Origin of the sequence: Cupriavidus sp. DF5525 (assembly GCF_040149425.2) — a bacterium.
Taxonomy (GTDB): Bacteria; Pseudomonadota; Gammaproteobacteria; order Burkholderiales; family Burkholderiaceae; genus Cupriavidus; species Cupriavidus pickettii_A.
This window is the reverse complement of record NZ_CP168265.1, coordinates 3,454,912-3,481,468: the sequence shown is the minus strand read 5'-3', so window position 1 is coordinate 3,481,468 and position 26,557 is coordinate 3,454,912. Positions and strand designations below refer to the sequence as shown.

General features: G+C 67.3%; 21 protein-coding genes. 12 read left to right on the top strand and 9 right to left on the bottom strand.

Features of this window, described 5'->3' with window-relative positions; all coding sequences use genetic code 11:
* Positions 1–81 precede the first annotated feature (81 nt).
* From ABNX08_RS16210 to ABNX08_RS16185, 6 genes are all read left to right on the top strand, one after another.
* On the top strand, positions 82–1,341 hold the full coding sequence (locus tag ABNX08_RS16210; protein WP_022536117.1) for a YbfB/YjiJ family MFS transporter: 1,260 nt from the start codon (positions 82–84) through the stop codon (positions 1,339–1,341).
* Between the two features lie 146 nt (positions 1,342–1,487).
* A complete protein-coding gene (locus tag ABNX08_RS16205) occupies positions 1,488–2,261 on the top strand; it encodes a class II aldolase/adducin family protein (protein ID WP_022536116.1) in 774 nt (257 codons plus the stop codon).
* A gap of 38 nt (positions 2,262–2,299) precedes the next feature.
* Complete coding sequence (locus ABNX08_RS16200; protein WP_010813672.1) at positions 2,300–2,488, top strand: 4-oxalocrotonate tautomerase; 189 nt, start codon at positions 2,300–2,302, stop codon at positions 2,486–2,488.
* A 28-nt stretch (positions 2,489–2,516) separates the two neighbouring features.
* Positions 2,517–3,554, top strand: coding sequence for a low specificity L-threonine aldolase (locus ABNX08_RS16195; RefSeq protein WP_349608780.1), 1,038 nt, complete (start codon positions 2,517–2,519; stop codon positions 3,552–3,554).
* Positions 3,555–3,607: 53 nt separating this feature from the next.
* Positions 3,608–4,192: an NUDIX domain-containing protein gene (locus ABNX08_RS16190; RefSeq protein WP_022536114.1), complete on the top strand. Its 585-nt coding sequence runs from the start codon at positions 3,608–3,610 to the stop codon at positions 4,190–4,192.
* 37 nt (positions 4,193–4,229) lie between these two features.
* Positions 4,230–4,457 carry a sulfurtransferase TusA family protein gene (locus ABNX08_RS16185; RefSeq protein ID WP_010813669.1) on the top strand — a complete coding sequence of 76 codons (228 nt, stop codon included), beginning with the start codon at positions 4,230–4,232 and terminating at the stop codon, positions 4,455–4,457.
* Between the two features lie 77 nt (positions 4,458–4,534).
* On the opposite strand, the gene galU is transcribed toward ABNX08_RS16185, so the two are convergent.
* Positions 4,535–5,422 (bottom strand): UTP--glucose-1-phosphate uridylyltransferase GalU, encoded by an 888-nt coding sequence (galU, locus tag ABNX08_RS16180; RefSeq protein WP_022536113.1) that lies wholly within the window; start codon positions 5,420–5,422, stop codon positions 4,535–4,537.
* A gap of 121 nt (positions 5,423–5,543) precedes the next feature.
* Positions 5,544–8,411: a valine--tRNA ligase gene (locus tag ABNX08_RS16175; RefSeq protein ID WP_349608783.1), complete on the bottom strand. Its 2,868-nt coding sequence runs from the start codon at positions 8,409–8,411 to the stop codon at positions 5,544–5,546.
* Between the two features lie 248 nt (positions 8,412–8,659).
* On the opposite strand from ABNX08_RS16175, the gene ABNX08_RS16170 reads away from it, so the two are divergent.
* Positions 8,660–11,008: a UvrD-helicase domain-containing protein gene (locus ABNX08_RS16170; RefSeq protein ID WP_022536111.1), complete on the top strand. Its 2,349-nt coding sequence runs from the start codon at positions 8,660–8,662 to the stop codon at positions 11,006–11,008.
* A 64-nt stretch (positions 11,009–11,072) separates the two neighbouring features.
* Here the strand turns inward: ABNX08_RS16170 and ABNX08_RS16165 are convergent, their stop codons facing one another.
* The 3 genes from ABNX08_RS16165 to ABNX08_RS16155 all read right to left on the bottom strand — a co-directional run bounded on the left by ABNX08_RS16165 (position 11,073) and on the right by ABNX08_RS16155 (position 15,581).
* On the bottom strand, positions 11,073–12,365 hold the full coding sequence (locus ABNX08_RS16165) for an MFS transporter (protein WP_022536110.1): 1,293 nt from the start codon (positions 12,363–12,365) through the stop codon (positions 11,073–11,075).
* Between the two features lie 223 nt (positions 12,366–12,588).
* Positions 12,589–14,115: an acyl--CoA ligase gene (locus ABNX08_RS16160; protein WP_022536109.1), complete on the bottom strand. Its 1,527-nt coding sequence runs from the start codon at positions 14,113–14,115 to the stop codon at positions 12,589–12,591.
* Entirely contained in the window at positions 14,112–15,581 is a 1,470-nt protein-coding gene (locus tag ABNX08_RS16155; RefSeq protein ID WP_022536108.1) for an aldehyde dehydrogenase family protein, read from the bottom strand. Before ABNX08_RS16155 ends, ABNX08_RS16160 begins: the two co-directional genes overlap by 4 nt.
* A 242-nt stretch (positions 15,582–15,823) precedes the next feature.
* On the opposite strand from ABNX08_RS16155, the gene ABNX08_RS16150 reads away from it, so the two are divergent.
* Positions 15,824–16,582, top strand: coding sequence for an IclR family transcriptional regulator (locus ABNX08_RS16150; protein WP_022536107.1), 759 nt, complete (start codon positions 15,824–15,826; stop codon positions 16,580–16,582).
* Positions 16,583–16,672: 90 nt separating this feature from the next.
* Here ABNX08_RS16150 and ABNX08_RS16145 read toward each other — a convergent pair whose 3' ends face one another.
* The 4 genes from ABNX08_RS16145 to ABNX08_RS16130 all read right to left on the bottom strand — a co-directional run bounded on the left by ABNX08_RS16145 (position 16,673) and on the right by ABNX08_RS16130 (position 20,243).
* Complete coding sequence (locus ABNX08_RS16145) at positions 16,673–17,479, bottom strand: BPSS1780 family membrane protein (RefSeq protein WP_022536106.1); 807 nt, start codon at positions 17,477–17,479, stop codon at positions 16,673–16,675.
* A 3-nt stretch (positions 17,480–17,482) separates the two neighbouring features.
* On the bottom strand, positions 17,483–18,478 hold the full coding sequence (locus ABNX08_RS16140; RefSeq protein ID WP_349608787.1) for a homoserine kinase: 996 nt from the start codon (positions 18,476–18,478) through the stop codon (positions 17,483–17,485).
* A 143-nt stretch (positions 18,479–18,621) separates the two neighbouring features.
* Positions 18,622–19,053: a membrane protein gene (locus ABNX08_RS16135; protein WP_022536104.1), complete on the bottom strand. Its 432-nt coding sequence runs from the start codon at positions 19,051–19,053 to the stop codon at positions 18,622–18,624.
* Between the two features lie 242 nt (positions 19,054–19,295).
* Complete coding sequence (locus ABNX08_RS16130) at positions 19,296–20,243, bottom strand: TIGR00730 family Rossman fold protein (RefSeq protein ID WP_022536103.1); 948 nt, start codon at positions 20,241–20,243, stop codon at positions 19,296–19,298.
* Positions 20,244–20,247: 4 nt separating this feature from the next.
* Here ABNX08_RS16130 and polA point away from each other — a divergent pair, with 4 nt between their 5' ends.
* The 4 genes from polA to ABNX08_RS16110 all read left to right on the top strand — a co-directional run bounded on the left by polA (position 20,248) and on the right by ABNX08_RS16110 (position 26,556).
* Entirely contained in the window at positions 20,248–23,067 is a 2,820-nt protein-coding gene (gene polA / locus ABNX08_RS16125; protein ID WP_022536102.1) for a DNA polymerase I, read from the top strand.
* A 146-nt stretch (positions 23,068–23,213) separates the two neighbouring features.
* On the top strand, positions 23,214–24,539 hold the full coding sequence (locus ABNX08_RS16120; protein WP_022536101.1) for an NAD(P)/FAD-dependent oxidoreductase: 1,326 nt from the start codon (positions 23,214–23,216) through the stop codon (positions 24,537–24,539).
* A gap of 142 nt (positions 24,540–24,681) precedes the next feature.
* Entirely contained in the window at positions 24,682–25,560 is an 879-nt protein-coding gene (locus ABNX08_RS16115) for a dienelactone hydrolase family protein (protein WP_022536100.1), read from the top strand.
* Positions 25,561–25,743: 183 nt separating this feature from the next.
* Positions 25,744–26,556 carry a ZIP family metal transporter gene (locus ABNX08_RS16110; protein WP_349608790.1) on the top strand — a complete coding sequence of 271 codons (813 nt, stop codon included), beginning with the start codon at positions 25,744–25,746 and terminating at the stop codon, positions 26,554–26,556.
* Position 26,557 lies beyond the last annotated feature (1 nt).

Sequence of the window (26,557 nt, the reverse complement as noted above, 5' to 3'; positions counted from 1 at the left end):
ATAATTCATTTTTCGGGATGGTTTCCAAAGCGTAGCATACGGAGATCGCAATGCAACCGCTGCCCCCGACCAGCTACCGACATGCCCAATCTGCACAGCATCGATCCTGAACACGCCGCGGCCACCGGCGCCGGCCCGGCCGCGCGGGTGGTTGCGCGCAAGGCCGGACCGGTGGCGGTGGCGATGGCCGGGCTGGTGTCGCTGGCGGTGGTGATGGGCATCGGCCGCTTCGCCTTTACGCCACTGCTGCCGATGATGCTGCATGACGGCAGCGTCACGCTGCACGAGGGCGGCTGGCTGGCCACGGTCAACTACATCGGCTATTTTCTCGGCGCCGCCGTGTGCATGTTTATCCGGCCCGACGCGGTGCGCATGCTGCGCTGGGGGCTGGTGGCCACGGTGCTGCTGACGCTGGGCATGGCACTGCCGGGCGGCATGCCGGCCTGGTCGCTGTGGCGCGCCGCCGCGGGCGTGGCCAGCGCGGTGGTGATGGTCTACACCGCCGGCTGGTGCCTGCAGCGGCTGGCGGAGCTGGGCAAGCCGGAGCTCGCCGGGCTGATCTTCTGCGGGCCGGGGCTTGGCATCGTGGTCACGGGGCTGGGCACCTCCGGCATGGTCGGCGCGGGCTGGCATGCCGACTACGGTTGGCTGGCGTTCACGGCGCTGGCCGCAGTGCTGGTGGCGGCGGTGTGGTGGGTATTCGTGTCGGAACCGGCGCCGGTGCAAAGCGCCGCCGTGCAGGAAGACCTTCCGGCGGACAACCACGCCGCCCGGCTCGACGCCCAGACCTGGACTCTGACGCTGGCCTACGGGCTGGCCGGCTTCGGCTACATCATCACTGCGACCTTCCTGCCGGTGATCGCGCGTGAAGCGCTGCCGGGCACGGTCTGGGCCGACCTGTTCTGGCCGATCTTCGGCGCGGGCGTGGCGGTAGGCGCCTTGCTGGCCACCCGGATCGGCATGGCGCACGACAGCCGCAAGCTGCTGACGATTGCCTACGGCATGCAGGCGCTGGGCGTGGCGCTGGCGGTGGTGTTTCCGACCGTAGTGGGCTTCGCGCTGAGCAGCCTGCTGGCGGGGCTGCCGTTCACCGCGCTGGTGGCATTTGCGATGCGCGAGGCACGCCGGCTGTGGGGCCCGCACGCGCCGCGGCTGATGGGCCTGATGACGGCGTCCTACGGCTTCGGCCAGATCGCCGGGCCGCCATTGGCGACCGCGCTGGTGGCGCGTACTGGGGGCTTCGCCAGCTCGCTCGCGTGCGCGGCGGCGTCGCTGCTGCTGGGGGCGGTGGTGTTCGCCTGGATGCGCCGCGCCTGGCCGCTGGAAGGCGCCCGGAGCTGACCGGCAAGGTGCGCTACAGTATGGCCTTTGCCGCCTGAAGCGCCACGCGTTGCGGCTGCGCCCCGCAGCCGCGCGGCCGGTGGCGCGGCACAGAAGGCCGGGGCCGTACCCGGCACGCGAGACGGGCGGCGCAGGAGCGACCCCCCATGTCTTTTGCCTTGCAGCCCGCGCGTGCCGCGGGCACTGCCCATCCCGTTTCCGCCGAAGAGCAGCGCGTGCGCGTGGACCTTGCCGCCGCCTACCGCCTGGCCGCGCGCGAGGGCTGGGATGACCTGATCTACACCCATATCTCCGCCACGGTGCCGGGCGAGCCCGACCACTTCCTGATCAACCCCTTCGGCTTTGCCTTCGACGAGATCCGCGCCAGCGACCTGGTCAAGATCAACGGCCGTGGCGAGGTCGTTGGCGAAACGGTGCATCCGGTCAACGTGACCGGCTTCGCGCTGCATGCCGCGGTGCATGCGGCACGTCCCGACGCGATGTGCGTGATGCACCTGCATAACACCGCCGGTATCGCGGTGTCCGCGCAGGCCGCGGGGCTGTTGCCGCTGTCCCAGCACGCGATGCGCTTCCACGGCCGCATCGCTTATCACGATTACGAAGGGCTGGCCTTCACCCCGGCCGAAGGCACGCGCCTGACGGCCTCGCTGGGCGAGCATCCCGCCATGCTGTTGCGCAACCATGGCACGCTGACAGTGGGCCGCACCGTGGCCGAGGCCTATGTGCTGATGGCGACGCTGATCAAGGCGTGCGAGATCCAGATCGCCGCGCAGGCCGGCGGCGCGCTGGTGCAGCCGGATGCCGCGGTGGTGCACAAGGCGTCGGAACAGCTGTACGACAACGGCGCGGTCGAGGGCGCATTGGAGTGGCCCGCGTTGCTGCGCAAACTGGATAGAATCGATCCCTCGTACCGGGACTGATCCCCGGCGACAAGATCAATCAAGCACAGGAGCATTGCATGCCGACTTTCCACGTTGAAATGTTTGAAGGCCGTACCATCGAGCAGAAGCGCAAGTTCGTCGAGGAAGTGACGCGCGTCAGCTGCGAAACTTTGGGCTGCTCGGCCTCGGCCGTCGACATCATCATCACCGACATCAAGCGCGAGAACTGGGCCACCGGCGGCGAGCTGTGGGCCGACAAGAAGTAGGACCCGACCCAGCTTCGCACCGGACACCATGCAGCACTTCGCCTCTGACAACTACGCCGGCTTCTGCCCGGAATCGCTGAAGTATTTCCTGGAAGCCAACGCCAGCGGCCACGAACAGGCCTACGGCGACGATACGTGGACCCAGAAGGTCTGCGACCGCATCCGCGACCTGTTCCAGACCGACTGCGAAGTGTTCTTCGTGTTCAACGGCACGGCGGCCAACTCGCTGGCGCTGTCGGCGCTGTGCCAGTCGTACCACTCGGTGATCTGCCACGAGCTGGCGCATATCGAGACCGACGAATGCGGCGGCCCGGAGTTCTTTTCCAACGGCTCCAAGCTGCTGACCGCGCCCGGCGCCGACGGCAAGCTCACGCCCGACGCGGTCGAGGCGCTGGTGACGCGCCGCTCCGATATCCACTATCCCAAGCCCAAGGTCGTGTCGCTGACGCAGTCGACCGAAGTCGGCACGGTCTACACGGTGGAAGAGGTGCGCGCGATTGCCGCCATCGCCAAGCGCCGCCAGCTGCGCGTGCATATGGACGGGGCGCGCTTTGCCAACGCGGTGGCATCGCTGGGCGTGCATCCGTCCGAGATCACCTGGCGCGCCGGCGTCGACGTGCTGTGCTTCGGCGGCACCAAGAACGGCCTGCCGGTGGGCGAGGCGGTGGTGTTCTTCGACCGCCGCCTGGCCGAGGACTTTGCCTATCGCGTCAAGCAGGCTGGCCAGCTGGCGTCGAAGATGCGCTTTATCTCGGCGCCGTGGCTGGGTTTGCTCGAGAACGACGTGTGGCTCGCCAACGCGCGCCATGCCAATGCGATGGCGCAGCTGCTGCAGCAGCGCATCGCCGATATTCCGGGCGTGCGCATCATGTTCCCGACGCAGTCCAACGCCGTCTTCGCCGAGCTGCCGCTGCCGGCGATCGAGGCGCTGCGCGCCAAGGGCTGGCGCTTCTACACCTTTATCGGCGCCGGCGGCTGCCGCTTCATGTGTGCGTGGGACCTGCAGCCGCAGACGGTGGAGGCGCTCGCCGCCGACATGCGCGCGGCCTGCACCGCCGCAGCATAGTGAACCCGCCAGATCCATACCTATAACGACGAGACCCCTTCAGGAGCCCCTAAATGCAATACCGATTCTGCCCGCAGTGCGGCGCGCCGCTGGAGGTGCTGCCGCTGTCCGGGCGCGAACGCCACGCCTGCGTGCAGCAGGACTGCGGCTTCGTGCACTGGAACAACCCGCTGCCGGTGCTGGCGGCGGTGGTGGAGTACCAGGACAAGCTGCTGCTGGCGCGCAATGCCGCCTGGCCGGAGAAGATGTTTGCGCTGGTGACGGGCTTCCTGGAGCGCGACGAACCGCCCGAACTGGGCGTGGCGCGCGAGCTGAAAGAAGAGACCAACCTCGATACCGAGTCGGTGTCGCTGATCGGCGTCTACGAGTTCATGCGCAAGAACGAGCTGATCATCGCGTACCACGTCAAGGCGACCGGCGCCGTCGCCCTGTCCGAGGAGCTGGCCGAGTACAAGCTGGTGGCGCCGGAAGACGTGCGCGTGTGGTCGGCCGGCACCGGCTTCGCGGTGGCCGACTGGCTGGCCGCGCGCGGCTACCCGGTGCGCTTCTTCGATCGCCAGACCGGCGAGGACATCCCGGACCCGCGGCGCCCGCACGACTTCAGCCTGCTCGGGGCTTCGCTACAATACCGGTTGTAGACCAACCAAAGTCCCCGGACATCGAAGGAAGAGACGAATGGAGTTCCAGAAAGAAGTGGATGCGCGCGGCCTGAACTGCCCGCTGCCGATCCTGCGCACCAAGAAGGCCCTGGCCGACATGGCCAGCGGCGACGTGCTCAAAGTGCTGGCGACCGATCCCGGCGCCACGCGCGATTTCCAGGCCTTTGCCAAGCAGACTGGCAATGAGCTGCTGTCGCACTCGGAAGTCGACAAGGTGTTCGTGTTCTACATGCGCCGCCGCTGACCCGCACGCCGCAGGGTTGCCCAGAGAGAAAAAGCCGCTCGAAGCGGCTTTTTCTTTGACTGCGCAATGCGCCGGGATCAGGCGGGACCCGTCAGGTGCTCGCGCGATTCCAGGTACGCACTAAACTCCTCGCCGACTTCCGGGTGCTTCAGCGCAAACTCCACGGTCGCCTTCAGGTAGCCCAGCTTGCTGCCGCAGTCATAGCGGCGGCCCTGGTAGCGATAGGCCAGCACCTGCTCCTGGCTTAGCAGGGACTGGATCCCGTCGGTCAGCTGGAACTCGCCGCCGGCGCCCGGCTTCAGTTCGCGCAGGTGGTCGAAGATGCGCGGCGTCAGGATGTAGCGGCCGACCACGCCGAGGTTGGACGGCGCGTCTTCCGGCGCTGGCTTCTCGATGATGTTCGACACCTTGATCACGCCCGGTTCCCACTCGCGGCCCTCGATCACGCCGTACGAACGGCTCTGCTCCGGCGTGATTTCCTCGACGCCCAGCACCGAGCAGTTGTAGTGGTTGTAGGTATCCACCATCTGCTTCATCACCGGCGGGTTGCCGTCGATCAGGTCATCGGCCAGCATGATCGCGAACGGGGTATCGCCGACCAGCTTGGCCGCGCACAGCACCGCGTGCCCCAGGCCCAGTGCCTCGGGCTGGCGCACGTAGTAGCACTCCACGTTGGCGGGCTTGATCGAGCGCACCACGTCCAGCAGCGCCTGCTTGTTTTTGGCCTCGAGCTCCACTTCCAGTTCGAAGGCCTTGTCGAAATGGTCCTCGATGGCGCGCTTGGAGCGGCCGGTGACGAAGATCATCTCGGTAATGCCGGCGGCCATGGCTTCTTCCACGGCGTACTGGATCAGCGGCTTGTCCACCACCGGCAGCATTTCTTTCGGGCTGGCCTTGGTGGCTGGCAGGAAGCGGGTGCCCAGTCCCGCAACCGGGAAGACGGCCTTGGTGACGCGATTTTCCATATCTTGTGTACCTCTCGGATTCTGGTTCATAACCCTGCCAGCCATTGCCGGCGCCGTCTGTCCGGTTCCGTCCGACGAAGCGGACGGAATCACGGCCTGGCAGGGGCGTCCTGGCTGCCGGTCAGGCAGGCAGCCGTTGCAGCTGGCCCTGCAGCTTGGCCAGCGTCTGCTCGAAATCGGCCAGGCGTTGCGTCTCTTGCGCCACCACGGCGGGCGGTGCCTTCGCCACAAAGCTCTCGTTGGATAGCTTAGCGCGGCACTTGCCGATTTCTCCACCGATGCGCTCGACTTCCTTCGACAGGCGCGCCCGTTCGGCGGCCACGTCGATCTCGATCTTCAGCAGCAGGTGATTGCCTCCGGCGATGGCGACCGGCGCGCCGGCGCCTTCCGTCTGCAGGGAGGCTTCATCTTCGAAGACCCGAACCTCAGAAAGTTTCGCCAAAGCCTGGATATGTGCGCTTGCCGCCTTCAGGAAGGCGCTGTCGCCCTCGGCGTAGAGCGGAATACGCTGGGCCGGCGAGATGTTCATTTCGCCACGCAGGTTGCGGCACGCATCGATCACTTCCTTCAGGCGCGCGACCCATTGCTCGGCTTGCTCGTCGATCTTGGCGACGGCCGGCAGGGGGTAGGGCTGCAGTGCGATGGTCTCGGAGCCGTCGCTCTTGGCGCGGTCGGCCAGCGGCGCAACCTTCTGCCACAGTTCTTCCGTGATGAATGGGATGATCGGATGCGCCAGGCGCAGCACCGTTTCCAGCACGCGCAGCAGCGTGCGGCGGGTGGCGCGCTGCTGGGCCTCGGTGCCGTTCTGGATCTGCACCTTGGCCAGTTCCAGGTACCAGTCGCAGTACTCGTCCCAGACGAACTTGTAGATCGCGTTGGCGACATTGTCGAAGCGGTACTCGGCGAAGCCCTTCTCGACCTCGGCCTCCACGCGCTGCAGCAACGACACGATCCAGCGGTCGGCCTGCGAGAAGTCGAGGTAGCCGTCCGGGCCGCAGTCGTTGTTGCACGGGCCCATGCCGCAGTCATGGCCCTCGGTGTTCATCAGCACGAAGCGGGTCGCGTTCCACAGCTTGTTGCAGAAGTTGCGGTAGCCCTCGCAGCGGCCGGTGTCGAAGTTGATATTGCGGCCAAGCGTGGCCAGCGACGCGAAGGTGAAGCGCAGCGCGTCGGCGCCGAAGGCAGGAATGCCCTCGGGGAATTCCTTCTTGGTCTTCTTCTCGATCTTGGGCGCGTCCTTGGGACGGCGCAGGCCGGTGGTGCGCTTCTTCAGCAGCGTATCGAGGTCGATGCCGTCGATCAGGTCCACCGGGTCGAGCGTGTTGCCCTCGGACTTGCTCATCTTCTTGCCTTCCGAATCGCGCACCAGGCCGTGCACGTAGACGGTATGGAAGGGCACCTTGCCGGTGAAGTGCTTGGTCATCATGACCATGCGCGCCACCCAGAAGAAGATGATGTCGTAGCCGGTGACCAGCACCGACGACGGCAGGAAGTGCTGCAGCTCGGGCGTTTCTTCCGGCCAGCCCAGCGAGGAGAACGGCACCAGCGCCGACGAGAACCAGGTGTCGAGCACGTCTTCCTCGCGGCGCAGCGCGCCGGTGCTGCCGGCCGCCTTGGCCTTGGCGGCAGCTTCCTCTTCGGTGCGGGCGACGAAGCAGTTGCCGGCATCGTCGTACCACGCCGGAATCTGGTGGCCCCACCAGAGCTGGCGCGAAATACACCAGTCCTGGATATTGCCCAGCCACTGGTTGTAGGTGCTGATCCAGTTTTCCGGCACCAGCTTGATCTCGCCGCTCTGCACGGCTTCGAGCGCCACTTCGGCGATCGAGCGGCCGGGGTAGAAGGTGCCTTCCGGCGCCGGCTTGCTCATCGCGACGAACCACTGGTCGGTCAGCATCGGCTCGATCGCGCTGCCGGTGCGCTCGCTGCGCGGGGTCATCAGCTTGTGCTTCCTGACCTCGACCAGCAGGCCGCGCTTGTCCAGGTCCTCGACGATGGCCCGGCGCGCGTCGAAGCGGTCCAGGCCGGCGTAGGCAGCGGGGGCGTCGGCGACGATCTTCGCGTCCAGCGTCAGGATCGACAGTTGCGGCAGGTTGTGGCGCTGGCCGACGGCATAGTCGTTGAAGTCATGGCCCGGGGTCACCTTGACCACGCCGGTGCCGAATTCGCGGTCGACGTATTCGTCGGCGATCACCGGGATCTGGCGGCCGGTCAGCGGGAGGTGCACGAACTTGCCGATCAGGTGCGCGTAGCGCTCGTCTTCCGGGTGGACCATCACGGCCACGTCGCCCAGCATGGTTTCCGGGCGGGTAGTGGCCACGGTCAGGTCGGTCAGGCCACCCTTGGGGTCAGCCTCGACCAGCGGATAGCGGATATGCCAGAGCGAGCCTTCTTCCTCGACGCTGTCGACTTCCAGGTCGGACACGGCGGTGCCCAGCACCGGGTCCCAGTTGACCAGGCGCTTGCCGCGGTAGATCAGGCCCTGCTCGTGCAGGCGCACGAAGACTTCGGTGACCGCCTGCGACATCTCCGGCGACATGGTGAAGTACTCGCGGCTCCAGTCGATCGACGCGCCCATGCGCCGCACCTGGCGGGTGATGGTCGAGCCCGACTCTTCCTTCCAGGCCCAGACCTTCTCGGTGAACTTCTCGCGGCCCAGGTCATGGCGCGACACCCCTTCGCCTTCAAGCTGGCGCTCCACCACGATCTGCGTGGCGATGCCGGCGTGGTCGGTGCCCGGCACCCACAGCGTATTGGCCCCCGCCATGCGCGCGTGACGCGTCAGCCCGTCCATGATGGTCTGGTTGAAGGCGTGGCCCATGTGCAGCGTGCCGGTCACATTGGGCGGCGGCAGCTGGATCGCAAAGTCCGGGCGGGCAGGGTCGAAGGTCGGCTTGGCGATGCCGCGCTTCTCCCACTCAGGGCCCCATTTCGCCTCGATGGCGGCGGGTTCGAAGCTCTTGGCAAGCGATTGGTCTTGGGCGGTCATGCTGGGATATCGATGTTGGCGGGTGCGTCGCAGGCTGCAGCGGCCCGCGGGCCGGCCTTGCGCCAGTGAAACGTCAAATTATACGGGGGCAGGCCGGCCGGTGCCTATTTTGTGGACGGCGGGCCCGGCCGGCCAGGGGTTGCCGGCGCAGGTTCCCGGCTCCGGCCAGGACGGCTTTCGTCCATTGGATGTGACGGATCGGACAGGGCCGACCGGTATAATCGACGCCATTCCACAAGGCCCCTCCGATGTCCGACCTGCTTGCCAACCTGAACGCCGAACAACTAGCCGCCGTGACCCTGCCTGACGAGCCGGCGCTGATCCTGGCGGGTGCGGGCAGCGGCAAGACCCGCGTGCTGACCACGCGCATCGCCTGGCTGATCCAGAACGGGCATGTCTCGCCGGCCGGCATCCTGGCGGTGACCTTTACCAACAAGGCCGCTAAGGAAATGCAGACGCGGCTGTCGGCGATGCTGCCGATCAACACCCGCGGCATGTGGATCGGCACCTTCCACGGCCTGTGCAACCGCTTGCTGCGCGCGCATTTTCGCGATGCCGGCCTGCCGCAGACCTTTGCCATCCTGGACAGCCAGGACCAGCTCTCGGCGATAAAGCGGCTCTTGAAGTCGCTCAACGTCGACGACGAGAAGTACCCGGCCAAGAACCTGCAGTACTTCATCAACAACGCCAAGGAGCAGGGCCTGCGCCCGGCCGATGTCGAGGCCAACGACGACTTCAACAAGCGCTTCGTCGACCTCTACGCCGCCTACGACACGCAGTGCCAGCGCGAGGGCGTGGTCGACTTTGCCGAGCTGCTGCTGCGCTGCTACGAGCTGCTGCGCTACAACGACGCGATCCGCCAGCACTACCAGCACCGCTTCCGCCATGTGCTGGTCGACGAGTTCCAGGACACCAACGTGCTGCAGTACCAGTGGCTCAAGCTGCTGGCCGGCCATGGCACGCAGAACCCCGCCGCGGTCTTTGCGGTGGGCGACGACGACCAGAGCATCTACGCCTTCCGCGGTGCCAACGTCGGCAATATGCGCGACTTCGAGCATGAGTTCCGTGTGCGCAGGATGATCAAGCTGGAGCAGAACTACCGCTCGCACGGGCATATCCTGGATTCGGCCAACCACCTGATTTCGCACAACGCGCGCCGCCTGGGCAAGAACCTGCGCACCGACGCCGGCCATGGCGAGCTGGTGCGGGTGTTCCATGGCGGCTCGGACGGCCAGGAGGCCGCCTGGATCATCGACGAAATCCGTGACCAGATCGCGCAGGGCGCCAGCCGCGCCGAGATTGCGATCCTGTACCGCAGCAACGCGCAGTCGCGCGTGATCGAGCATGCGCTGTTCTCCGCGGGCATCCCATACCGCGTGTACGGCGGCCTGCGCTTCTTCGAGCGCGCCGAGATCAAGCACGCGCTGGCTTACATGCAGCTGCTGGAGAATCCGCGCAACGATGCCGCCTTTGGCCGCGTGGTCAATTTCCCGGCGCGCGGCATCGGCGCGCGCTCGCTTGAAGTGCTGCAGGACATGGCGCGCCAGTACGACTGCGCGCTGGCCGAGGCGGTGGCCTACGTGCCCGGCGCCGCCGGCAGCAAGCTAGCGGCGTTCACGCGGCTGATCGAGCGGATGCGCGACGAGACCCGGCGCATGACGCTGGCGGAAACCGTCGAGTACGTGATCAACACCAGCGGCCTGATCACCCACTACCAGGGCGAGAAGGAGGGCCAGGACCGTATCGAGAACTTGCAGGAACTGGTGACCGCGGCGCAGGCCTTCGTGGTCGAGGAGGGCTACGGGCTGGATGCGCTGGCCGCCGCGATCCCGGTGGACCGCGCCGCGCCGACTCCGGCGCTGGCCGAAGGCGACCAGTCGCAACAGGTGCTGGATCCCGAGGCGCTGCCGGTGGTGATGACGCCGCTGGTCGCGTTCCTGACGCATGCCTCGCTGGAGGCCGGCGACAACCAGGCCCAGGCCGGCCAGGACGCGGTGCAGATGATGACCGTGCACGCGGCCAAGGGGCTGGAGTTCGACGTGGTCTTTATCACCGGGCTGGAGGAAGGACTGTTCCCGCACGAGAACAGCATGATGGACCCGGACGGCCTGGAGGAAGAACGGCGGCTGATGTACGTGGCAATCACGCGCGCGCGCCAGCGACTGTTCCTGTCGTTCGCGCAAAGCCGCATGCTGCACGGCCAGACGCGCTACCACGTGCGCTCGCGCTTCTTCGAGGAACTGCCCGAGGCCTCGCTCAAATGGCTCACGCCGCCGGCGCAGAGCTACGGCGGCGTGCGCAAGCAGGAACGGGACAGCGCGTGGGGCAAGGACTGGTACCGCAAGCCCGAAGACGTGCCCTACACCGGCACGCGCCCGACCGGCGGCATGGACAACGGCAACGGGTATGCCGATGCCAAGCGCGAGGCCGGCACCGGCTTCCGCGTGGGTCAGTCGGTGTTCCACAACAAGTTCGGCGAAGGCGTGATCACCGCGCTGGAGGGCGAGGGCGCCGATGCGCGCGCCAATATCAAGTTCAAGCGCCACGGCGCCAAGTGGCTGGCGCTGTCGGTGGCGAAGCTGGACGCGATCGACTGACCGGGTCCGGCTTCGCGGGCAGGCGCACCGCGTTCAGGCTCCTCGGGTTGCGCCTCGGCTTACTTTAGGGCAGGGCATGGCGCACCTCGCTGGCCTTCTGCTCGGGGCTGTCCACCGTCCGCAGCGGGTTGATAAACAGCGAAGCCAGCGCGCCGACGCCCAGCAGCACCGCCGAGATCATAAAGGGCAGGTCATAGCTGCCGGTGCGCTCGATCAGGTAGCCGAACACCACCGGCGACACCATGCCGGCCAGGCCGAAGCCGGTGTTCATCATGCCGCCCGCGGTGCCGGCGTACTTGCCCGCGATGTCCAGCGGCAGGCTCCACAGCACGGCATTGGTCAGCTCCAGGAAGAAGAACGACAGCGACAGCAGGATCACGGCGTTGACGGCATCGGCCGTGGATGTCATCGGCACGATGAACATCAGCGAGCCGGCCAGCCCCAGGAACAGGATCGAGCCGCGCGCCAGCCGCAGGTTGCCGGTGCGCCGGAAGATGCGGTCGGACAGCACGCCGCCAAGGGTGTCGCCAACCACGCCCGCCATCAGCGGCAGCGCCGTGAACAGCGCCAGCTGCTTCAGGTCGAAGCCGCGCGCTTCCTTCAGGTACGACGGCAGCCAGGTCAGGTAGACCCATAGCGACCAGCCGTAGCAGAAGTCGACGAAGGTCACCAGCCACATGCGCCGGAACAGCCGCCGCCAGGGCGTGGCCGCCTTCGCCGCCTGCTGGCATTCGCCGCGCCGGTAGCCGATTTCCTGCAGTTCCTGCGCGCTCACGCGGCTGTGCTGGTCGGGCGTATCCTTGAACACGAAGGCGTAGAGCAGGGTCCAGCCCAGGCTGACCGCACCGAGCACGATAAACGCTTCGCGCCAGCCCGCGGCTGCGACGATGGCCAGCACCACCGGCGGCGTGATCGCGCCGCCCAGCCGCGCGAAGCTGTGCGTGATGCCCTGCGCGAAGCCGCGCTCGGCCACCGGCATCCAGTAGGTGAAGGCGCGCGTCGCGGTCGGGAATGCGCCGCCTTCGCCGATGCCGAGCGCAAAGCGCAGCACCACCAGCATCAGCACGCTGCCGGCGAAGCCGGTCAGCACCGTGGCCACGCCCCAGATCAGCGACAGCGCGATCAGCACCTTCTTGGGCCCGAACTTGTCCGACATCCAGCCGCCGAGGATCTGCATGGCGGCATAGGGATAGGCAAAGGCCGAGAACACCAGCCCCAGCTGCGACGAAGTCAGCCCCATTTCCTCACGGATCAGCGGGGCGGCGACCGAGATGTTGACGCGGTCGATATAGGCGATGAAATACATCAGGCACATGACGCCCAGGATCATGTGCCGGGTCTTGATGCGTTGCTTCATACCACCTCCTTTGCGCGGTGAGTGCGCGTGGCGATAACGGGGCGGGCGGCCGGCGCTGGTCCATAGCCATGCGCCTTCGGCTCGCCGGGGGCGCGGCGTTGGCCGCGCTGCCCCGTCCTAGAGCAATCTGTCTGGTCTTGAGTCGTGTCTCCTGGCTGGGTGGGTATGTGGGTATGGGTCGGCAGGCTCCTTGGCGAGGGTTGTGGAAAAGCAGGCGGGGCGCTCAGGCGTGGTCCAGCAGCCTGAGCCGCTGCACCTTGCCCGACGGGCCGCGCGGCAGCTCGGCGATAAAGCGGAACTCCTTTGGCGTCTTGTAGCGGCCCAGCTCGCGCAGGCAGTGCGCGCGCAGCGCCGCGTCATCGCAGGGCACGGCCTCGCGCATCACCACGTAGGCGACGATCTCCTGCCCGTAAGCGGGATCCGGTATGCCTACTGCCGCGGCTTCGAGCACGGCCGGGTGGCGCAGCAAGGCCTCGTCGATCTCGCGCGGGGCGATGTTCTCGCCGCCCTTGATGATCAGTTCCTTGGCACGGCCGGTGATGTAGAAGTAGCCGTCGGCATCGCGGTAGCCGAGGTCGCCGGTGCGCAGCCAGCCATCGGCGGTGAAGCTCTCGCGCGTGATCTCCGGCGCCTTGTAGTAGCCCGCCATTACGTTTTCGCCCTGGAGCACGATCTCGCCGACCTGGCCGTCGGGCAGCGGCTTGCCGTCGCGCCCGAGCACGCGCGCGCGCGTGCCGGAGGGCCGGCCGATGCTGCCGATGCGCCGCCGCCGCGGATCGAGCGGATTGCTGAAGGCCGGCGCGGCGGTCTCGGTCATGCCCATGGTCTCGATCACGCCGATGCCGAAGCGCGCCTCGAAGGCGAGGTGGTGCTCGGGCGGCAGCGCGGCGGAGGCCGAGCGGCAGAAGCGCACGCCGCCGGGCGCCTGGCCATCCGGATCGTTCAGCAGGTAGGCGATGATGGTCGGCACCACGTTGAGCCAGGTGCAGCCATGGCGCGCAATGTCCTTCCAGAAGCCGCTGGCGGAGAAGCGTATCGGCATCACCACCGACCCGCCGTGCACCAGGGGCGCGATCGCCGTCACGACCAGGCCGTTGATGTGGTACAGCGGCAGCGTTGCCAGCACGCGGTCGTCCGGGCCGAGGCAGTGCTCGCGGCTGACGTTGGCGCCGTTGGTCACCAGGTTGTGCTGGGTGAGCAGCACGCCCTTGGGCGTGCCGGTGGTGCCGGACGTGTACATCAGCAGCGCCGGGGCATGGGGCTGTGGTGGCGACAGCGGCGCTGCCGTTTCGCGCATGGCGGGCAATGGTGGCAGGCTGTCGCCGTCCGGCGCGGTGACGACCACCGGCACGTCCAGCCCGGCTTCGCACAGCGCCGCGCGGATGGTGGCTTCACCGTCGGGCCAGGTGAACACCAGCCGCGTGTCCGAATGCGCGAGGATGTAGCGCAGCTGGGCCGGCTGGCATAGCAGGTTGAGCGGGTTGACGACCAGCCCGCAGGCCATGGTGCCGAGCAGCAGCCGCGCGGTCTGCTCGCCGTTGGGCAGGTACACCGACACCGTCTGGCCGCTGGCGAGGCCGGTTGCCGCATAGCGGCGGCGCAGCGTGTCGGCGTCGGCAGCGAGCGCGCCGAAGGTGAGTACGTTGCCGCTGTCCGGGGACAACAGGTACGGCTTGTCGGGCCATTGCGCGGCACGCGTGGCCAGCAGCCCGGCCAGGGTGTCGACTTGGGGATCGGTGCGCGCGTTCATTTGCCGACCCTCGCGAAGTAGTCGCCCAGCAGCTCGGCTTCATCGGGCACGCGCTCGGCAATCGGCACGGCGATGCGGGTGATGTTGAGGTACTGGCGCCAGCCGAGGTTGTCCGAGAAGCTGTTGCCGCCCCAGGTGCCGCAGCCCATCGACAGCGAGAACGGCAGGCCGTTGTCGAAATTGCCACCGGTGGCGAAGCAGTGGGCCTGGTTGACGATCACGCGCGCGACAGGCAAGTCCTGTCCCAGCTGCAGGGCCTGGCGCGGATTGGATGAATGCAGGCCGACCGAATGCCCGGCGCCCATATAGGCATAGAGGCGCGCCACGCCTGCGACTGCCGCGGCAAAGTCGGCAGCCCGGTAGAGCGTCAGTACGGGCGAGAGCTTTTCGCCGGAGAAGGGATAGTCGCGGCCGACTCCGGTTTCCTCGACCAGCAACATGGTTGGCTGGAGCGCGCGCACGCGCTCCAGCCCGGCGAGTTCGGCAATGCGCGTCGCGCTCTGCCCGGTGAAGCTGCCGGCCAGCTTGCCGTCGCGCCACATCAGCGCCTGCAGCCGTGCCTTTTCCGTGGCCGTGAGCAACACGCCGCCGACTGCGGCAAGTGCTTCGAGCATGGGTTTGTAGATGGCGTCGAGCACGACCAGGCTGTTCTCCGACGAGCAACTGGTGGCGTTGTCGAAAGTCTTGGAACGCACGATCCTGGCCGCGGCGTCGGCCGGCGCGGCGCTCGCGTCGATGACCGAGGCCACGTTGCCGGCGCCGACGCCGAAGGCCGGTGTGCCGCAGGTGTAGGCCATGCGCACGTTGGCCTGCGAGCCGGTCGCGACCACCAGGTCGGCCTGGCGCATCAGCGCCGCGGTGGCGGCCTTGGAGACCGGTGCCGGCAGCATCTGCACGAGGTCGGCGGGCAGGCCGGCGCGGGCAAACTCGGCATGGATGAACGACAGCAGCAGCTCGCACGTGCCCTGGCCCTTGGGCGATGGCGCCACGACCACGCTGTTGCCGCACTTGAGCGCGTTGATGATCTTGTTGGCGGGCGTGGCCGCGGGATTGGTCGACGGCGTGATGGCCGCGACCACGCCTACCGGCCGCGCGATTTCCGTGATGCCCGACGCGGCATCCTGCGCGATCACGCCCACGGTCTTGCGGCCATGCAGGTCGCGCAGCAGCCCCAGCGTCTTGCGGTGGTTCTTGCGCAGCTTGTCGTCGACGTTGCCGAGCCCGGTGTCGGCTACGGCACGCTCTGCCAGCGCGCGGTTGCGCGTGGGTTCCATGATGGCCCACGCCGCCGCGGCGACGGCTGTGTCGACAGTGGCCTGGTCGGCACGCGCGAACTCGCGCTGCGCTTGCCGCGCCCTGGCCACGACCGCTGTGACGGCTTCGGCTGCATGGTCGGGCAGGGAGGCCTGCGGTAGGGGCAAATCGGAATTGCTGGACTGCCGGGGATGCAGTAATTGCACACTCATGGATCGACTCCGCAGTTTGGACGGGTGGGGCCGTTGCGGCTGCTGTGTCGTGCACTTCGCGGCAGGTGCGCTGCGGTGCGTCGCGGTGAGTAGCAGGTTTGGCCGGCCCCGCATCGAATCTAGTGAAGCTGGCCGGACAGTCAGTCCCAATTTGTGCGCTTTCGCAAGCGCGCAGCGGGCGTGCGACGGAGTTATCAGTTTTCGGGACGCGCAGGCGTCCCGGAATCTTCTAAATTCAATCCATGAGCAATCATTCGAACGCCGCCGCGGTGCGCGCTTTCCGCATCCTCGAGATCCTGTCCGCAGCCGATGCACCCATGTCGCTGTCGGCCATCGTGCAGGCCATCGGGCTGCCCAAGCAGACCGTGCACCGCCTTCTCAAGCAGCTGGAAAGCACCTGGTTGGTGTCGCGCACGGCCGGCAACCGCCATTACGAGTGTTCGTCGCGCGTGCGCCAGCTCGCCGTCAATGTGCTGATGCAGGCCGGGCCCGCAGCCGCGCGGCACGCGATCCTTCAGCAGCTGGTCGACAAGGTCGGGGAGACCTGCAACCTGACCATGCTGTCGGGCGACGACGTGGTGTACCTGGACCGGGTGGAAACGCAATGGCCGCTGCGCATGCACCTGCAACCGGGGTCGCGGGTGCCGCTGCACTGCAGCGCCAGCGGCAAGCTGTTGCTGGCGTTCCTGCCCAGTGCGCAGCGCGAGCGCCTGGTGGCCAGCCTGCCGTTGCGCGCGCACTCCGCGCACACCATCACCAATGCCGAGGCGCTGCACACGGAGTTGTCCGAGACGCGGCGGCGGCGCCTGGGCATCAATAACCAGGAAAACCTGGAAGGGATGATTGCGGTCGCGGTGCCGGTGATGCGTGACCGCAACCGTGCCTGCGCGGCGATTGCCGTGCAGGTGCCGCTGGCGCGCATGTCGATGGACCAGCTGATGACGTTCGTGCCGGACCTGCGCCAGGCGGCGGAAGCGATGGTGAAGACGTTCAGTGAATAGGGCGCGGGGCGGAAGGGAATCGCGTGGCGTCGGTTTGCTCCCTTTCCCGCTTGCGGGAGAGGGAGCACACAATCAGCGTGTGGAAGGCCTTCAGGCGCCTGGCGCCATCGGCGCAGCCGGCTCGACACCCGGCGGCGTCACGTTGAAACAGCCGCGATACGTCGCATAGAACGAGCAGTACAGGATCGCCAGCATCAGCAGCGAGTAGGGCGTCACGAGGAACGACAACACCGTCTCCGCCCCGAACGCGCTGAACACCGCCTCCAGCAAGAACGGAATCGCCACCAGCAGCATCGCGAACAGCACGGCATAGGTGAAGAACGCGCCGCGGTTACGCCAGCACGCGGTCCAGCTGAAGAACAGCGCCTTGACCGGCGGCACGCCGTGCCAGGCGGCCAGCAACGGCGCGAACCAGAACATCATCGCGATCGGCGTGTACAGCAGCGCGCCGATCATCATCGCGTAGTAGAGCTGGCGCACGGCCTCGGCCGATGGCGCCTCTTCCTTCAGCACGATCGGCACCAGCGCGCTCATGTCCACCACCGAGCCCGCGATCAGGCCCAGTATGAACACCAGCCCGGCATAGATGCCGCCCAGCACCAGCAGGTTGCGCGTGGCTTCCTTGCCGTTGGTGCGAAAGCCCGCCAGCAGCACGGTGGGCATCACGCGCTTGTTCAGGATCACGTCGCGGCACGCGGTCATCACGCCGACCGACAGGCCGGGCGTGACCACCAGCAGCGCGATGATGCCGATTAGCGGCACCACGATCGCCAGTTGCGCGGCGATCAGGTAGACGAACAGCAGCATCAGGAACGTGAGCGGATTCTTGCGGAACAGCCAGATGCCCTGGCGGAACCAGACGTAGCCTTCCTTGGCAGGGACTTCCAGTAATTGCATTGATCAGATCCAGGGGAGCGGGGCGTGCGCGGGGTTCGCGTCCAGGCGCCGGCGCAGGATACGTTCGAAATGGGTCGGATCGTGCGGCTGCAGCATGTCGGCCTCGCGCGGCAGGTAGAAGTCCCACAGTCGCGATACCCAGAAGCGCAGCGCACCCGCGCGCAGCATGTCCTGCCAGTGCGCGGCCTCGGTGCCGGTCAGCGGCCTGACCGCATGATAAGCCCGCAGCAGCGCCTGCGCGCGCTCGTGGTCGAGTTCGCCGCTGGCCAGGTCGATGCACCAGTCGTTGACGGTGACCGCCAGGTCGAACAGCCACTTGTCGTTGCCGGCAAAGTAGAAGTCGAAGAAACCGCCCAGCCGGTGGCGCCCGCTGCCGTCCTCTTCGAACAGCGCGTTGTCGCGGAACAGGTCGCAGTGGCAGGGGCCTTCGCCTAGGCTGGCGTAGTCCGCGCTGGCGAAGAACACGGCCTGGTGGGCGATCTCCCGCTGCAGCAGCGCGCGCTGGCCAGCATCGAGGAAAGGCAGGATCTCGGCTTCCGTCTTCTGCCACCACGGCAGGCTGCGCAGGTTGGGCTGGCGGCGCGGGTAGTCCTGACCGGCCAGGTGCATGCGCGCCAGCATGTCGCCCACTTCGGCGCAGTGCTGCCGGTCGGGCGCCAGTTGCGACGCCCCGGGCAGCCGTGTGACGATGGTGGCGGGCTTGCCCTTGAGCGGGCGCAGGATCTCGCCGTCGCGCGCCGGGATCGGCGCCGGCACGCGGATGCCGCGTTCGGCCAGGTGTGCCATCAGGTGCAGGTAGTAGGGCAGCTGCTCGAACGTCAGGCGCTCGAAGATGGTCAGCACGTACTGGCGCGCCTGGCCCTCGTGCTCCATGGTGAGGAAGAAATTGCTGTTCTCGATGCCAGAGGCGATGCCGCGCAGTTCGCGCACTTCGCCAAGGTCGAAATCCAGCAGCCAGCGGGCGATCTCGTCCTGCGAGACCGTGGTGAATACGGCCATACTCGTTGTGTGAAGCGAATCGGAAAGCGGCGGAGGCAGTTGCGGACAAAACGCGGTCCGCCGCCGCGGCATGACTGCCGGAGGGCCGGCGCGGCCCGGCTATGCCGGGCCGTGGGCTAGTCCACTGAATCCGTGGACGACGTTCAGAACTTCAGGTTGACCGACGGCACGCGGTTGACGTCATGCTCGCGGATCCTGGGCGAGCTGTCTTCCGGCTTGCTCATCTCATACTTGGTGCCGAAACCCGATTGGACCTGGATGTCGGTGGCCCGGCCCTTGTTGCGGTACTCGCGCACCTGCGTGCCGTCGCGCTCATTGAGCTGGAAGCTCGGCTGGCGCGGCTGGTTCAGCTGCGACTTGGCCGCCGGGGCAATCGGCTGGTTGTTGATCTGGTTCAGCTCCTGCTGCGTCAGCGCATTGCTTTGCTGCTCCTGGGCCAGCGCCAGGCCGGGAGCGACCAGCGCCAGCGCGGCGGCCGCGATGGCGGCGATCCGGGCCGGGGACAGCCTGGCAGGTTCAGGTTCGTCAGCCACGGCGACGAACCGGGTGGCCCGGACGGGTGAGGGGGAGGTCATCAGGTGCTCCTGTGCAGCGCTGCGCGTATCGGGCGCGCAGCGCCGCGGCATGCGGCAGTTTGACTGGCGGTGGGTCTGCGCTCCGGCGGCGCCGGGGCCTGGCAGACGGACAAGTTCCATTCTAGCAATTCCTGCCGTGCGCAGGCCGCCGCCGTGCCCCGTGGGACACCTGCGCAACGGCGCGATGTGCTGGGAACGCGGCTTGCGGCGGGGCGCCGCGCCCCGCGTCCCGCCCGCCAGCCTTACAGGTAGAACATTTCTTCCTTGGGCGGGATCGGCTTGTCGCCGCCGCGGCGCTCGTAGTAGTCGTAGACCGCTTCGAGCACTTCATGCGGTTCGTCCACGATCTTCATCAGGTCCAGGTCGTGCTCGGCGATCAGGCCCATCGGCAGCAGCGTGAAGCGGAACCAGTCGAGCAGGCCCTTCCAGAAGCGGCTGCCGAACATGATCACCGGCACCGAGCGCGACTTGCCGGTCTGCACCAGCGTCAGCACCTCGGCCAGCTCGTCGAGCGTGCCAAAGCCGCCTGGCATCACGATAAAGGCGTCCGAGTTCTTGACGAAGGTGACCTTGCGCGTAAAGAAGTGGCGGAAGCGCATGGCAATGTCCTGGTACGGATTGCCCTGCTGCTCGTGCGGCAGCTCGATGTTCAGGCCGACGCTGGCGGACTTGCCGGCGTGCGCGCCCTTGTTGGCCGCTTCCATGATGCCCGGACCGCCACCCGAGATCACGGCAAAGCCGGCATCGGAGAACAACCGCGCGATCTCGATGGTGCGTTGGTAGTAGGGCGAATCCTCGCGCAGGCGTGCGCTGCCGTAGATCGACACGGCCGGGCGGATCTCGGAGAGGTACTCGGTCGCCTCGATGAACTCTGCCATAATCGTGAACATTTGCCACGAAGCGCGCGCCTTCTTTGCGGTAGCGCGGTCTTCGTCGGCCAGCGCACGCAGGCTGGGAATCATCTTGCGCGGATTGGCACGCGCGGCCGCCGCGGCGGCCTTTTCAGCCGCCACTTCGGGCGGATGGCCCGCGGCGGCGGCATCGGCTGCGGCGGCTACGGCTGCGGCGTGTTCGGAAGCAGCCTCCGGCGGGGGTTGTACGGTATCGCCGGAGATATCGGAAACATCCGGGTCAGCAAGGGGGGCGGTCGAAGCACCGCCTGCAGCGGCACCAGTCAATTTTGAGTCCATGGGAATGTCGGATAGTCCAAAAACACTCTTGCTCGTCGATGGATCGAGCTATTTGTATCGCGCTTATCACGCTCTGCCGGACCTGAGGAATGGAGAGGGTCTGCCCACAGGGGCAATCTACGGCATGATCAACATGCTGCGCAAGCTGCGCAACGATTACCCGGCAGAGTATAGCGCTTGCGTATTCGACGCAAAGGGCAAGACCTTCCGCGACGACATGTATCCGGCCTACAAGGAGCACCGCCCGTCCATGCCGGAAGACCTGGCGCGCCAGATCGAGCCGATCCATGAAGCCGTGCGCGCACTGGGCTGGCCGATCGTGGTGGTGGACGGTGTCGAGGCCGACGACGTGATCGGTACGCTGTCGCGCCAGGCCGCCGAGCAGGGCGTGCGCACGGTGGTGTCCACCGGCGACAAGGACCTGGCGCAGCTGGTCAACGACCAGGTCACGCTGGTCAATACCATGAGCGGCGAGGTCCTCGATCCCCCCGGTGTGGTGGCCAAGTTCGGCGTGCCGCCCGAGCGCATCATCGACTACCTGTCGCTGATCGGCGATGCGGTCGACAACGTGCCTGGCGTGCCCAAGGTCGGCCCCAAGACCGCGGTCAAATGGCTGGCAGAGCATGGTTCGCTCGACGGCGTGATGGCCGCCGCGCCCGGCATCAAGGGCGTGGTGGGCGAGAACCTGCGCAATACGCTGGAATGGCTGCCGATGGCGCGCAAGCTGGTCACGGTCAAGACCGACTGCGACCTGAGCGCCGCGGTGGCGGATTTCCACGCGCTGCGCGAAGCCGGCGAAGACAAGGAAAAACTGGTGGCGTTCTTCTCGCGCTACGGCTTCAAGAGCTGGCTGCGCGAAGCGACCGGCGAGAGCCTGCCCGATGCGCGCGCCCAGGCCCGCGCCCGCGCCGCGGCCACGGCGCCGGCGCAGGGTGGCCTGTTCGATGCCCCGGCGGCTGCAAGCGAAGCCCAGGCGCAGCCGGCGGACGAGGCCGCGCCGACCGAGATCCGCTACGAGACCGTCACCACCCAAGGCATGCTCGAGGACTGGATGCGGCGCATCGAAGCCGCGCCGCTGGTGGCGATCGATACCGAAACCACCTCGCTCGACCCGATGCAGGCGCAGCTGGTCGGCATCTCGCTGTCGGCCGACCCGGGCGAGGCCTGCTATATCCCGGTGGCGCACCGCGGGCCGGACGTGGCCGGGCTGCCCGACCACGGCCAGCTCTCGCGCGAATTCGTGCTGGAGCGCATGCGCGCGTGGCTCGAGGATGCCAGCCGCCCCAAGCTGGGCCAGAACCTCAAGTACGACATCCACGTCTTCGCCAACCACGGCGTGACGCTGCGCGGCGTGCTCCACGACACCATGCTGCAGAGCTACGTGCTGGCCTCGCACCGCAACCACGGCATGGACAGCCTGGCCGAGCGCCTGCTCAGCCTGAAGACCATCACCTATGAAGAGGTGTGCGGCAAGGGCGCCGGCCAGATCTGCTTTGACCAGATCGACCTGGCGCGCGCCACCGAGTACGCCGCCGAAGACGCCGACGTAACGCTGCGCCTGCACCGCAAGATGCTCCCGCAGGTCGAGGCCGCGGCCGGCCTGCGCCGCGTGTACGAAGAGATCGAGATGCCGGTCTCGGTGGTGCTGCAGAAGATCGAGCGCAATGGCGTGCTGATCGACGCCGAGCGCCTGGCCGCGCAGAGCGCCGAGCTGGGCCAGCGCATGCTGGCGCTGGAGCAGTCCGCGTACGAGGCCGCGGGCCAGCCGTTCAACCTGGGCTCGCCCAAGCAGATCGGCGAGATCCTGTTCAGCCAGATGAAGCTGCCGGTGGTGAAGAAGACCGCCAGCGGCGCGCCGTCGACCGACGAAGAGGTGCTGCAGAAGCTGGCCGAGGACTATCCGTTGCCCAAGCTGCTGCTGGACTACCGCGGCCTGTCCAAGCTCAAGTCCACCTATACCGACAAGCTGCCCAGGATGGTCAACGCGCGCACCGGGCGCGTCCACACCAGCTACGGGCAGGCCACCGCGGTGACTGGCCGGCTGGCGTCGACCGAGCCCAACCTGCAGAACATCCCGGTGCGCACCGAGGAAGGCCGCCGCATCCGCGAAGCCTTTATTGCCGAGCCGGGAAGCGTGATCGTGTCGGCCGACTACTCGCAGATCGAGTTGCGCATCATGGCCCATATCTCGGGCGACGAGAACCTGCTGCGCGCCTTCGCTAACGGCGAGGACATCCACCGCGCCACCGCCGCCGAGATCTTCGGCGTGGAGCGCGACGCGGTCAGCAGCGAGCAGCGCCGCTATGCCAAGGTGATCAACTTCGGGCTGATCTACGGCATGAGCGCGTTCGGGCTGGCCAGCAACCTGGGCATCGAGCGCGAGGCCGCCAAGCACTATATCGACCGCTACTTCATGCGCTACCCCGGCGTGGCCCACTACATGGAAGAAACCCGGCAGACCGCGCGCGAGCAGGGCTATGTCGAGACCGTGTTCGGCCGCCGGCTGTGGCTACCCGACATCAACGGCGGCAGCGGCCCGCGCCGGCAGGCCGCCGAGCGCGCCGCCATCAACGCGCCGATGCAGGGTACCGCCGCCGACCTGATCAAGCTGTCGATGATCGCGGTGCAGGGATGGCTGGAGCGCGACGGCCTGCAGACGCGCCAGATCATGCAGGTCCACGATGAACTGGTGCTGGAGGTGCCGGAGCACGAGCTGGAGCTGGTCAGGGTGCGGCTGCCGGAACTGATGTGCACGGTGGCGGATTTGCGCGTGCCGCTGGTGGCCGAGGTCGGCAGCGGCGCGAACTGGGAAGAAGCGCACTGAAGGCCGCCCGGCCCACCTGCCTCGTGCGTGGCGGTATCGAATGTAGCGACTGCTGAGTCGGGCTTTGCGGCTTGCAAGGCATGCTGCGATGCAGCAGACTGTGGAAATGCCTCAGGCAAAGATTTCCAAAACGCATCGGGTAGACCATGACAGAAGCAAAGGCGCACCGCATCGTTGTTGTCGGCGGCGGGGCAGGAGGGCTGGAACTGGTAACCAGGCTGGGCGACAAGCTCGGCCGCAAGGGCGCGGCGCAGGTGGTGCTGGTGGACCGCCTGCCGACCCATATCTGGAAACCGCTGCTGCACGAAGTCGCTGCCGGCAGCATGGATCCCAACACGCACCAGCTGGAATATGCGGCGCAGGCGCGCTGGCATCATTTCGAGTTCCAGCAGGGCGAGCTGACCGGCATCGACCGCACCCGCAAGACCATTGCGGTCTCGGCCTGCTTCGACCAGGACGGCGCCGAGCTGCTGCCGGCGCGCGAGTTGCCCTATGACACGCTGGTGCTGGCGATCGGCTGCGTCACGCATTTCTTCGGCGTGCCCGGCGCGGCCGACCATGCCATCGCGCTCGACACCGTGGCGCAGGCCGAACGCTTCCGCAAGCGGCTGATCGCGGCCTGCGTGCGCGCGCAGAACGGGCGCGGGCGCATGGGTGAAGATGGCCGCCCGCGCGTGGATGTGGCCATCATCGGCGCCGGTGCCACCGGCGTGGAGCTGTCGGCCGAACTGCGCAACACCGCCCACGTGCTCAGCGCCTACGGCCTGCACCGGCTCGACCCGCGCCGCGACGTGCGCATCCACGTGATTGAGGCCGGCCCGCGCATCCTGCCGGCGCTGTCCGAACGGGTGTCGGCCGAGACCGCCAAGTTGCTCCACAAGCTCGATGTCAGCGTATTTACCAGCGAGCGCGTCACCGAGGTCACGCCACAGGCCGTGCTGACCGCCAGCGGCAAGCATATCGATGCCGACCTGACGGTGTGGGCGGCCGGCATCACCGCGCCGCAGGTACTGGCCAACCTGGGCCTGCCGGTCAGCCGCCAGGGCCAGATCGTGGTCAGCCCGACGCTGCAGAGCGAGGGCGATCCCGATATCTTTGCCTTCGGCGACTGCGCCAGCTGCCCGTGGCCGGAAAAGCAGACGAGCGTGCCCCCGCGCGCGCAGGCGGCGCACCAGCAGGCCACCTTCCTCTATGACGCGCTGCGCGCCCGGCTGGAAGGGCGGCCGCTGCCGAAGTTCGGGTTCAAGGACTTCGGCTCGCTGGTGTCGCTCGGGCATTTCAGCGCGGTGGGCAGCCTGATGGGCGGGCTGATCGGCGGCTCGATGTTTATCGAAGGGCTGATGGCGCGCTTCATGTACACCTCGCTGTACCGGATGCACATCATGGCGCTGCATGGCGCCGTGGGCATGGCGCTGGATACGGTGTCGCACTGGCTGCGCAGCAAGACCAGCCCTCGGGTCAAGCTGCACTGAGCCCGATCGCATCCCTTGCGCATCCGGCTTGCCGCCATGGCAGCCGGGTGTGCGCCCGGTGCCATGTTATCTCCATGTCTGCTTAAAATCGGTGGCTGGTGCCGCACATCGGCCCAGCCACCAACGATCCTTGGAGACACGCATGCTCAAACCGGAAGTGGAAAGCCTCGTCCCTGGCCAGATGTTCGACCGCCGCGGGTTTGTCAAGACGGCGCTGGGTTCTGCCTTTGCGGCGGCCGCGTTGCCGGTGATGGCGCAGCAGGCCATCAAGACCGACTTTGCCGGGCTCACCGCCGGCGAGGTCACGATCCCGTCGGGCGGCTTCAGCATGCCCGCCTACCGCGCCCAGCCTGAAGGCAAGAAGAACCTGCCGGTGGTGCTGGTGGTCAGCGAGGTCTTCGGCGTGCACGAACATATTGCCGATGTGTGCCGGCGCTTCGCCAAGCTCGGCTACCTGGCGATCGCGCCTGAACTGTTCGCCCGGCAGGGCGATCCCCAGAGCTTCGGCACCGTCCAGGAGCTGCTACGCGAGGTCGTTGCCAAGGTGCCTGACGCGCAAGTCATGGGTGACCTGGATGCGGCAGTGGCATGGGCCGGCACCAACGGCGGCGACGCATCCCGGCTGGCCATCACCGGTTTCTGCTGGGGCGGCCGCATCACCTGGCTCTACGCCGCGCACAGCAAGCGGCTCAAGGCCGCGGTGGCCTGGTACGGGCAGCTGGTCGGCATGCCGGACTCGCTCAAGCCGAAAAACTCGATCGATATCGCTGGCCAGCTCAATGCGCCGGTGCTGGGCCTGTACGGTGGCAAGGACACCGGCATAACGCACGAGCAAGTGGAGAAGATGAAGGCCGCGCTGGCAGCTTCGCCGAATCCCAATGCCAAGGCGTCGCGCTTTATCGTCTACCCCGAGTCAGGCCATGCCTTCCATGCCGACTACCGGCCCAGCTACCGCGAGGCGGACGCGAAGGACGGCTGGCAGAAGTGCCTGGCCTGGCTGAAGCAGCACGGCGTGGCCTGAACCGCCCCGGCCTGGCTAGGCCGGTCCGGCCAATCGCAGGATTGCAAAGTCCCGGCGGATACGTACAATGCGGCCTTTGAGTTATTGCAACATTGTTGCGTTAGCCGCCCGGCGCCATGCGGGGCGGAACGGCGGGGCCGCGCGGCGCCGCCACCCCGGGAGCCCATCATCCATTCGACGCTTTTGTACATCCTGCTCGCCGCCACGATTTCGGGCGTGGGCAGCATCCTCGGGGCGGCGCTGCTATCGCTGACGGTGGCGTCCCGCGTGGTCGAGCGCATGGTGAGCTTTTCGGTGGGGGTGCTGCTGGCCACGGCGCTGCTGCATTCGCTGCCGGAGGCGTTCGAGTCTGGCGCCGATCCGCGCGCGCTGTTCGGCACGCTGCTGGCCGGGCTGCTGGGCTTCTTCCTGCTGGAAAAGCTCTCGCTGCTGCGCCACTCGCACCACCACGAGGGCGACGGGCACCACCACCATCACGGCCATGACCGCGAGGAAGCAGGCCGCAGCGGCCTGACCATCCTGGTCGGCGACACCTTCCACAACTTTGCCGACGGCATCGTGATCGCGGCGGCCTTCCTGGCCGACCCGCATATCGGCGTGGTTACCGCGCTGGCGATCGCGGCGCACGAAATCCCCCAGGAAGTGGGCGACTTTATCGTGCTGCTCAATGCCGGCTTCTCCAAGGCGCGCGCCTTCGCCTTCAACCTGCTGTCGAGCGTGGCAGCCATCGCCGGCGGCGTGGTCGGGTATTTCCTGCTCGACGAGCTGAGCGGCTGGATTCCTTATGTGCTGGTGATCGCCGCCAGCAGCTTCGTCTATATCGCCGTCAGCGACCTGATGCCGCAGATGCAGCGCAAGCCCCGCTGGCGCGAGTCGGCGATCCAGGTGGTGCTGGTGGCCGCGGGTATCTCGGCGATCGTCTTCATCACCAACGGCGTGCACGAGCGGCACGGCCATGGCCACGGCCAGGCCGCTCCCGTGGCCACGTCAGACTAGC

Bases quoted from the DNA above. Each gene is read 5' to 3' on its own strand.
- ABNX08_RS16210 (WP_022536117.1), top strand. From the start codon at position 82: ATGCCCAATCTGCACAGCATCGATCCTGAACACGCCGCGGCCACCGGC.
- ABNX08_RS16205 (WP_022536116.1), top strand. From the start codon at position 1,488: ATGTCTTTTGCCTTGCAGCCCGCGCGTGCCGCGGGCACTGCCCATCCC.
- ABNX08_RS16200 (WP_010813672.1), top strand. From the start codon at position 2,300: ATGCCGACTTTCCACGTTGAAATGTTTGAAGGCCGTACCATCGAGCAG.
- ABNX08_RS16195 (WP_349608780.1), top strand. From the start codon at position 2,517: ATGCAGCACTTCGCCTCTGACAACTACGCCGGCTTCTGCCCGGAATCG.
- ABNX08_RS16190 (WP_022536114.1), top strand. From the start codon at position 3,608: ATGCAATACCGATTCTGCCCGCAGTGCGGCGCGCCGCTGGAGGTGCTG.
- ABNX08_RS16185 (WP_010813669.1), top strand. From the start codon at position 4,230: ATGGAGTTCCAGAAAGAAGTGGATGCGCGCGGCCTGAACTGCCCGCTG.
- galU (WP_022536113.1), bottom strand. From the start codon at position 5,422: ATGGAAAATCGCGTCACCAAGGCCGTCTTCCCGGTTGCGGGACTGGGC.
- ABNX08_RS16175 (WP_349608783.1), bottom strand. From the start codon at position 8,411: ATGACCGCCCAAGACCAATCGCTTGCCAAGAGCTTCGAACCCGCCGCC.
- ABNX08_RS16170 (WP_022536111.1), top strand. From the start codon at position 8,660: ATGTCCGACCTGCTTGCCAACCTGAACGCCGAACAACTAGCCGCCGTG.
- ABNX08_RS16165 (WP_022536110.1), bottom strand. From the start codon at position 12,365: ATGAAGCAACGCATCAAGACCCGGCACATGATCCTGGGCGTCATGTGC.
- ABNX08_RS16160 (WP_022536109.1), bottom strand. From the start codon at position 14,115: ATGAACGCGCGCACCGATCCCCAAGTCGACACCCTGGCCGGGCTGCTG.
- ABNX08_RS16155 (WP_022536108.1), bottom strand. From the start codon at position 15,581: ATGAGTGTGCAATTACTGCATCCCCGGCAGTCCAGCAATTCCGATTTG.
- ABNX08_RS16150 (WP_022536107.1), top strand. From the start codon at position 15,824: ATGAGCAATCATTCGAACGCCGCCGCGGTGCGCGCTTTCCGCATCCTC.
- ABNX08_RS16145 (WP_022536106.1), bottom strand. From the start codon at position 17,479: ATGCAATTACTGGAAGTCCCTGCCAAGGAAGGCTACGTCTGGTTCCGC.
- ABNX08_RS16140 (WP_349608787.1), bottom strand. From the start codon at position 18,478: ATGGCCGTATTCACCACGGTCTCGCAGGACGAGATCGCCCGCTGGCTG.
- ABNX08_RS16135 (WP_022536104.1), bottom strand. From the start codon at position 19,053: ATGACCTCCCCCTCACCCGTCCGGGCCACCCGGTTCGTCGCCGTGGCT.
- ABNX08_RS16130 (WP_022536103.1), bottom strand. From the start codon at position 20,243: ATGGACTCAAAATTGACTGGTGCCGCTGCAGGCGGTGCTTCGACCGCC.
- polA (WP_022536102.1), top strand. From the start codon at position 20,248: ATGTCGGATAGTCCAAAAACACTCTTGCTCGTCGATGGATCGAGCTAT.
- ABNX08_RS16120 (WP_022536101.1), top strand. From the start codon at position 23,214: ATGACAGAAGCAAAGGCGCACCGCATCGTTGTTGTCGGCGGCGGGGCA.
- ABNX08_RS16115 (WP_022536100.1), top strand. From the start codon at position 24,682: ATGCTCAAACCGGAAGTGGAAAGCCTCGTCCCTGGCCAGATGTTCGAC.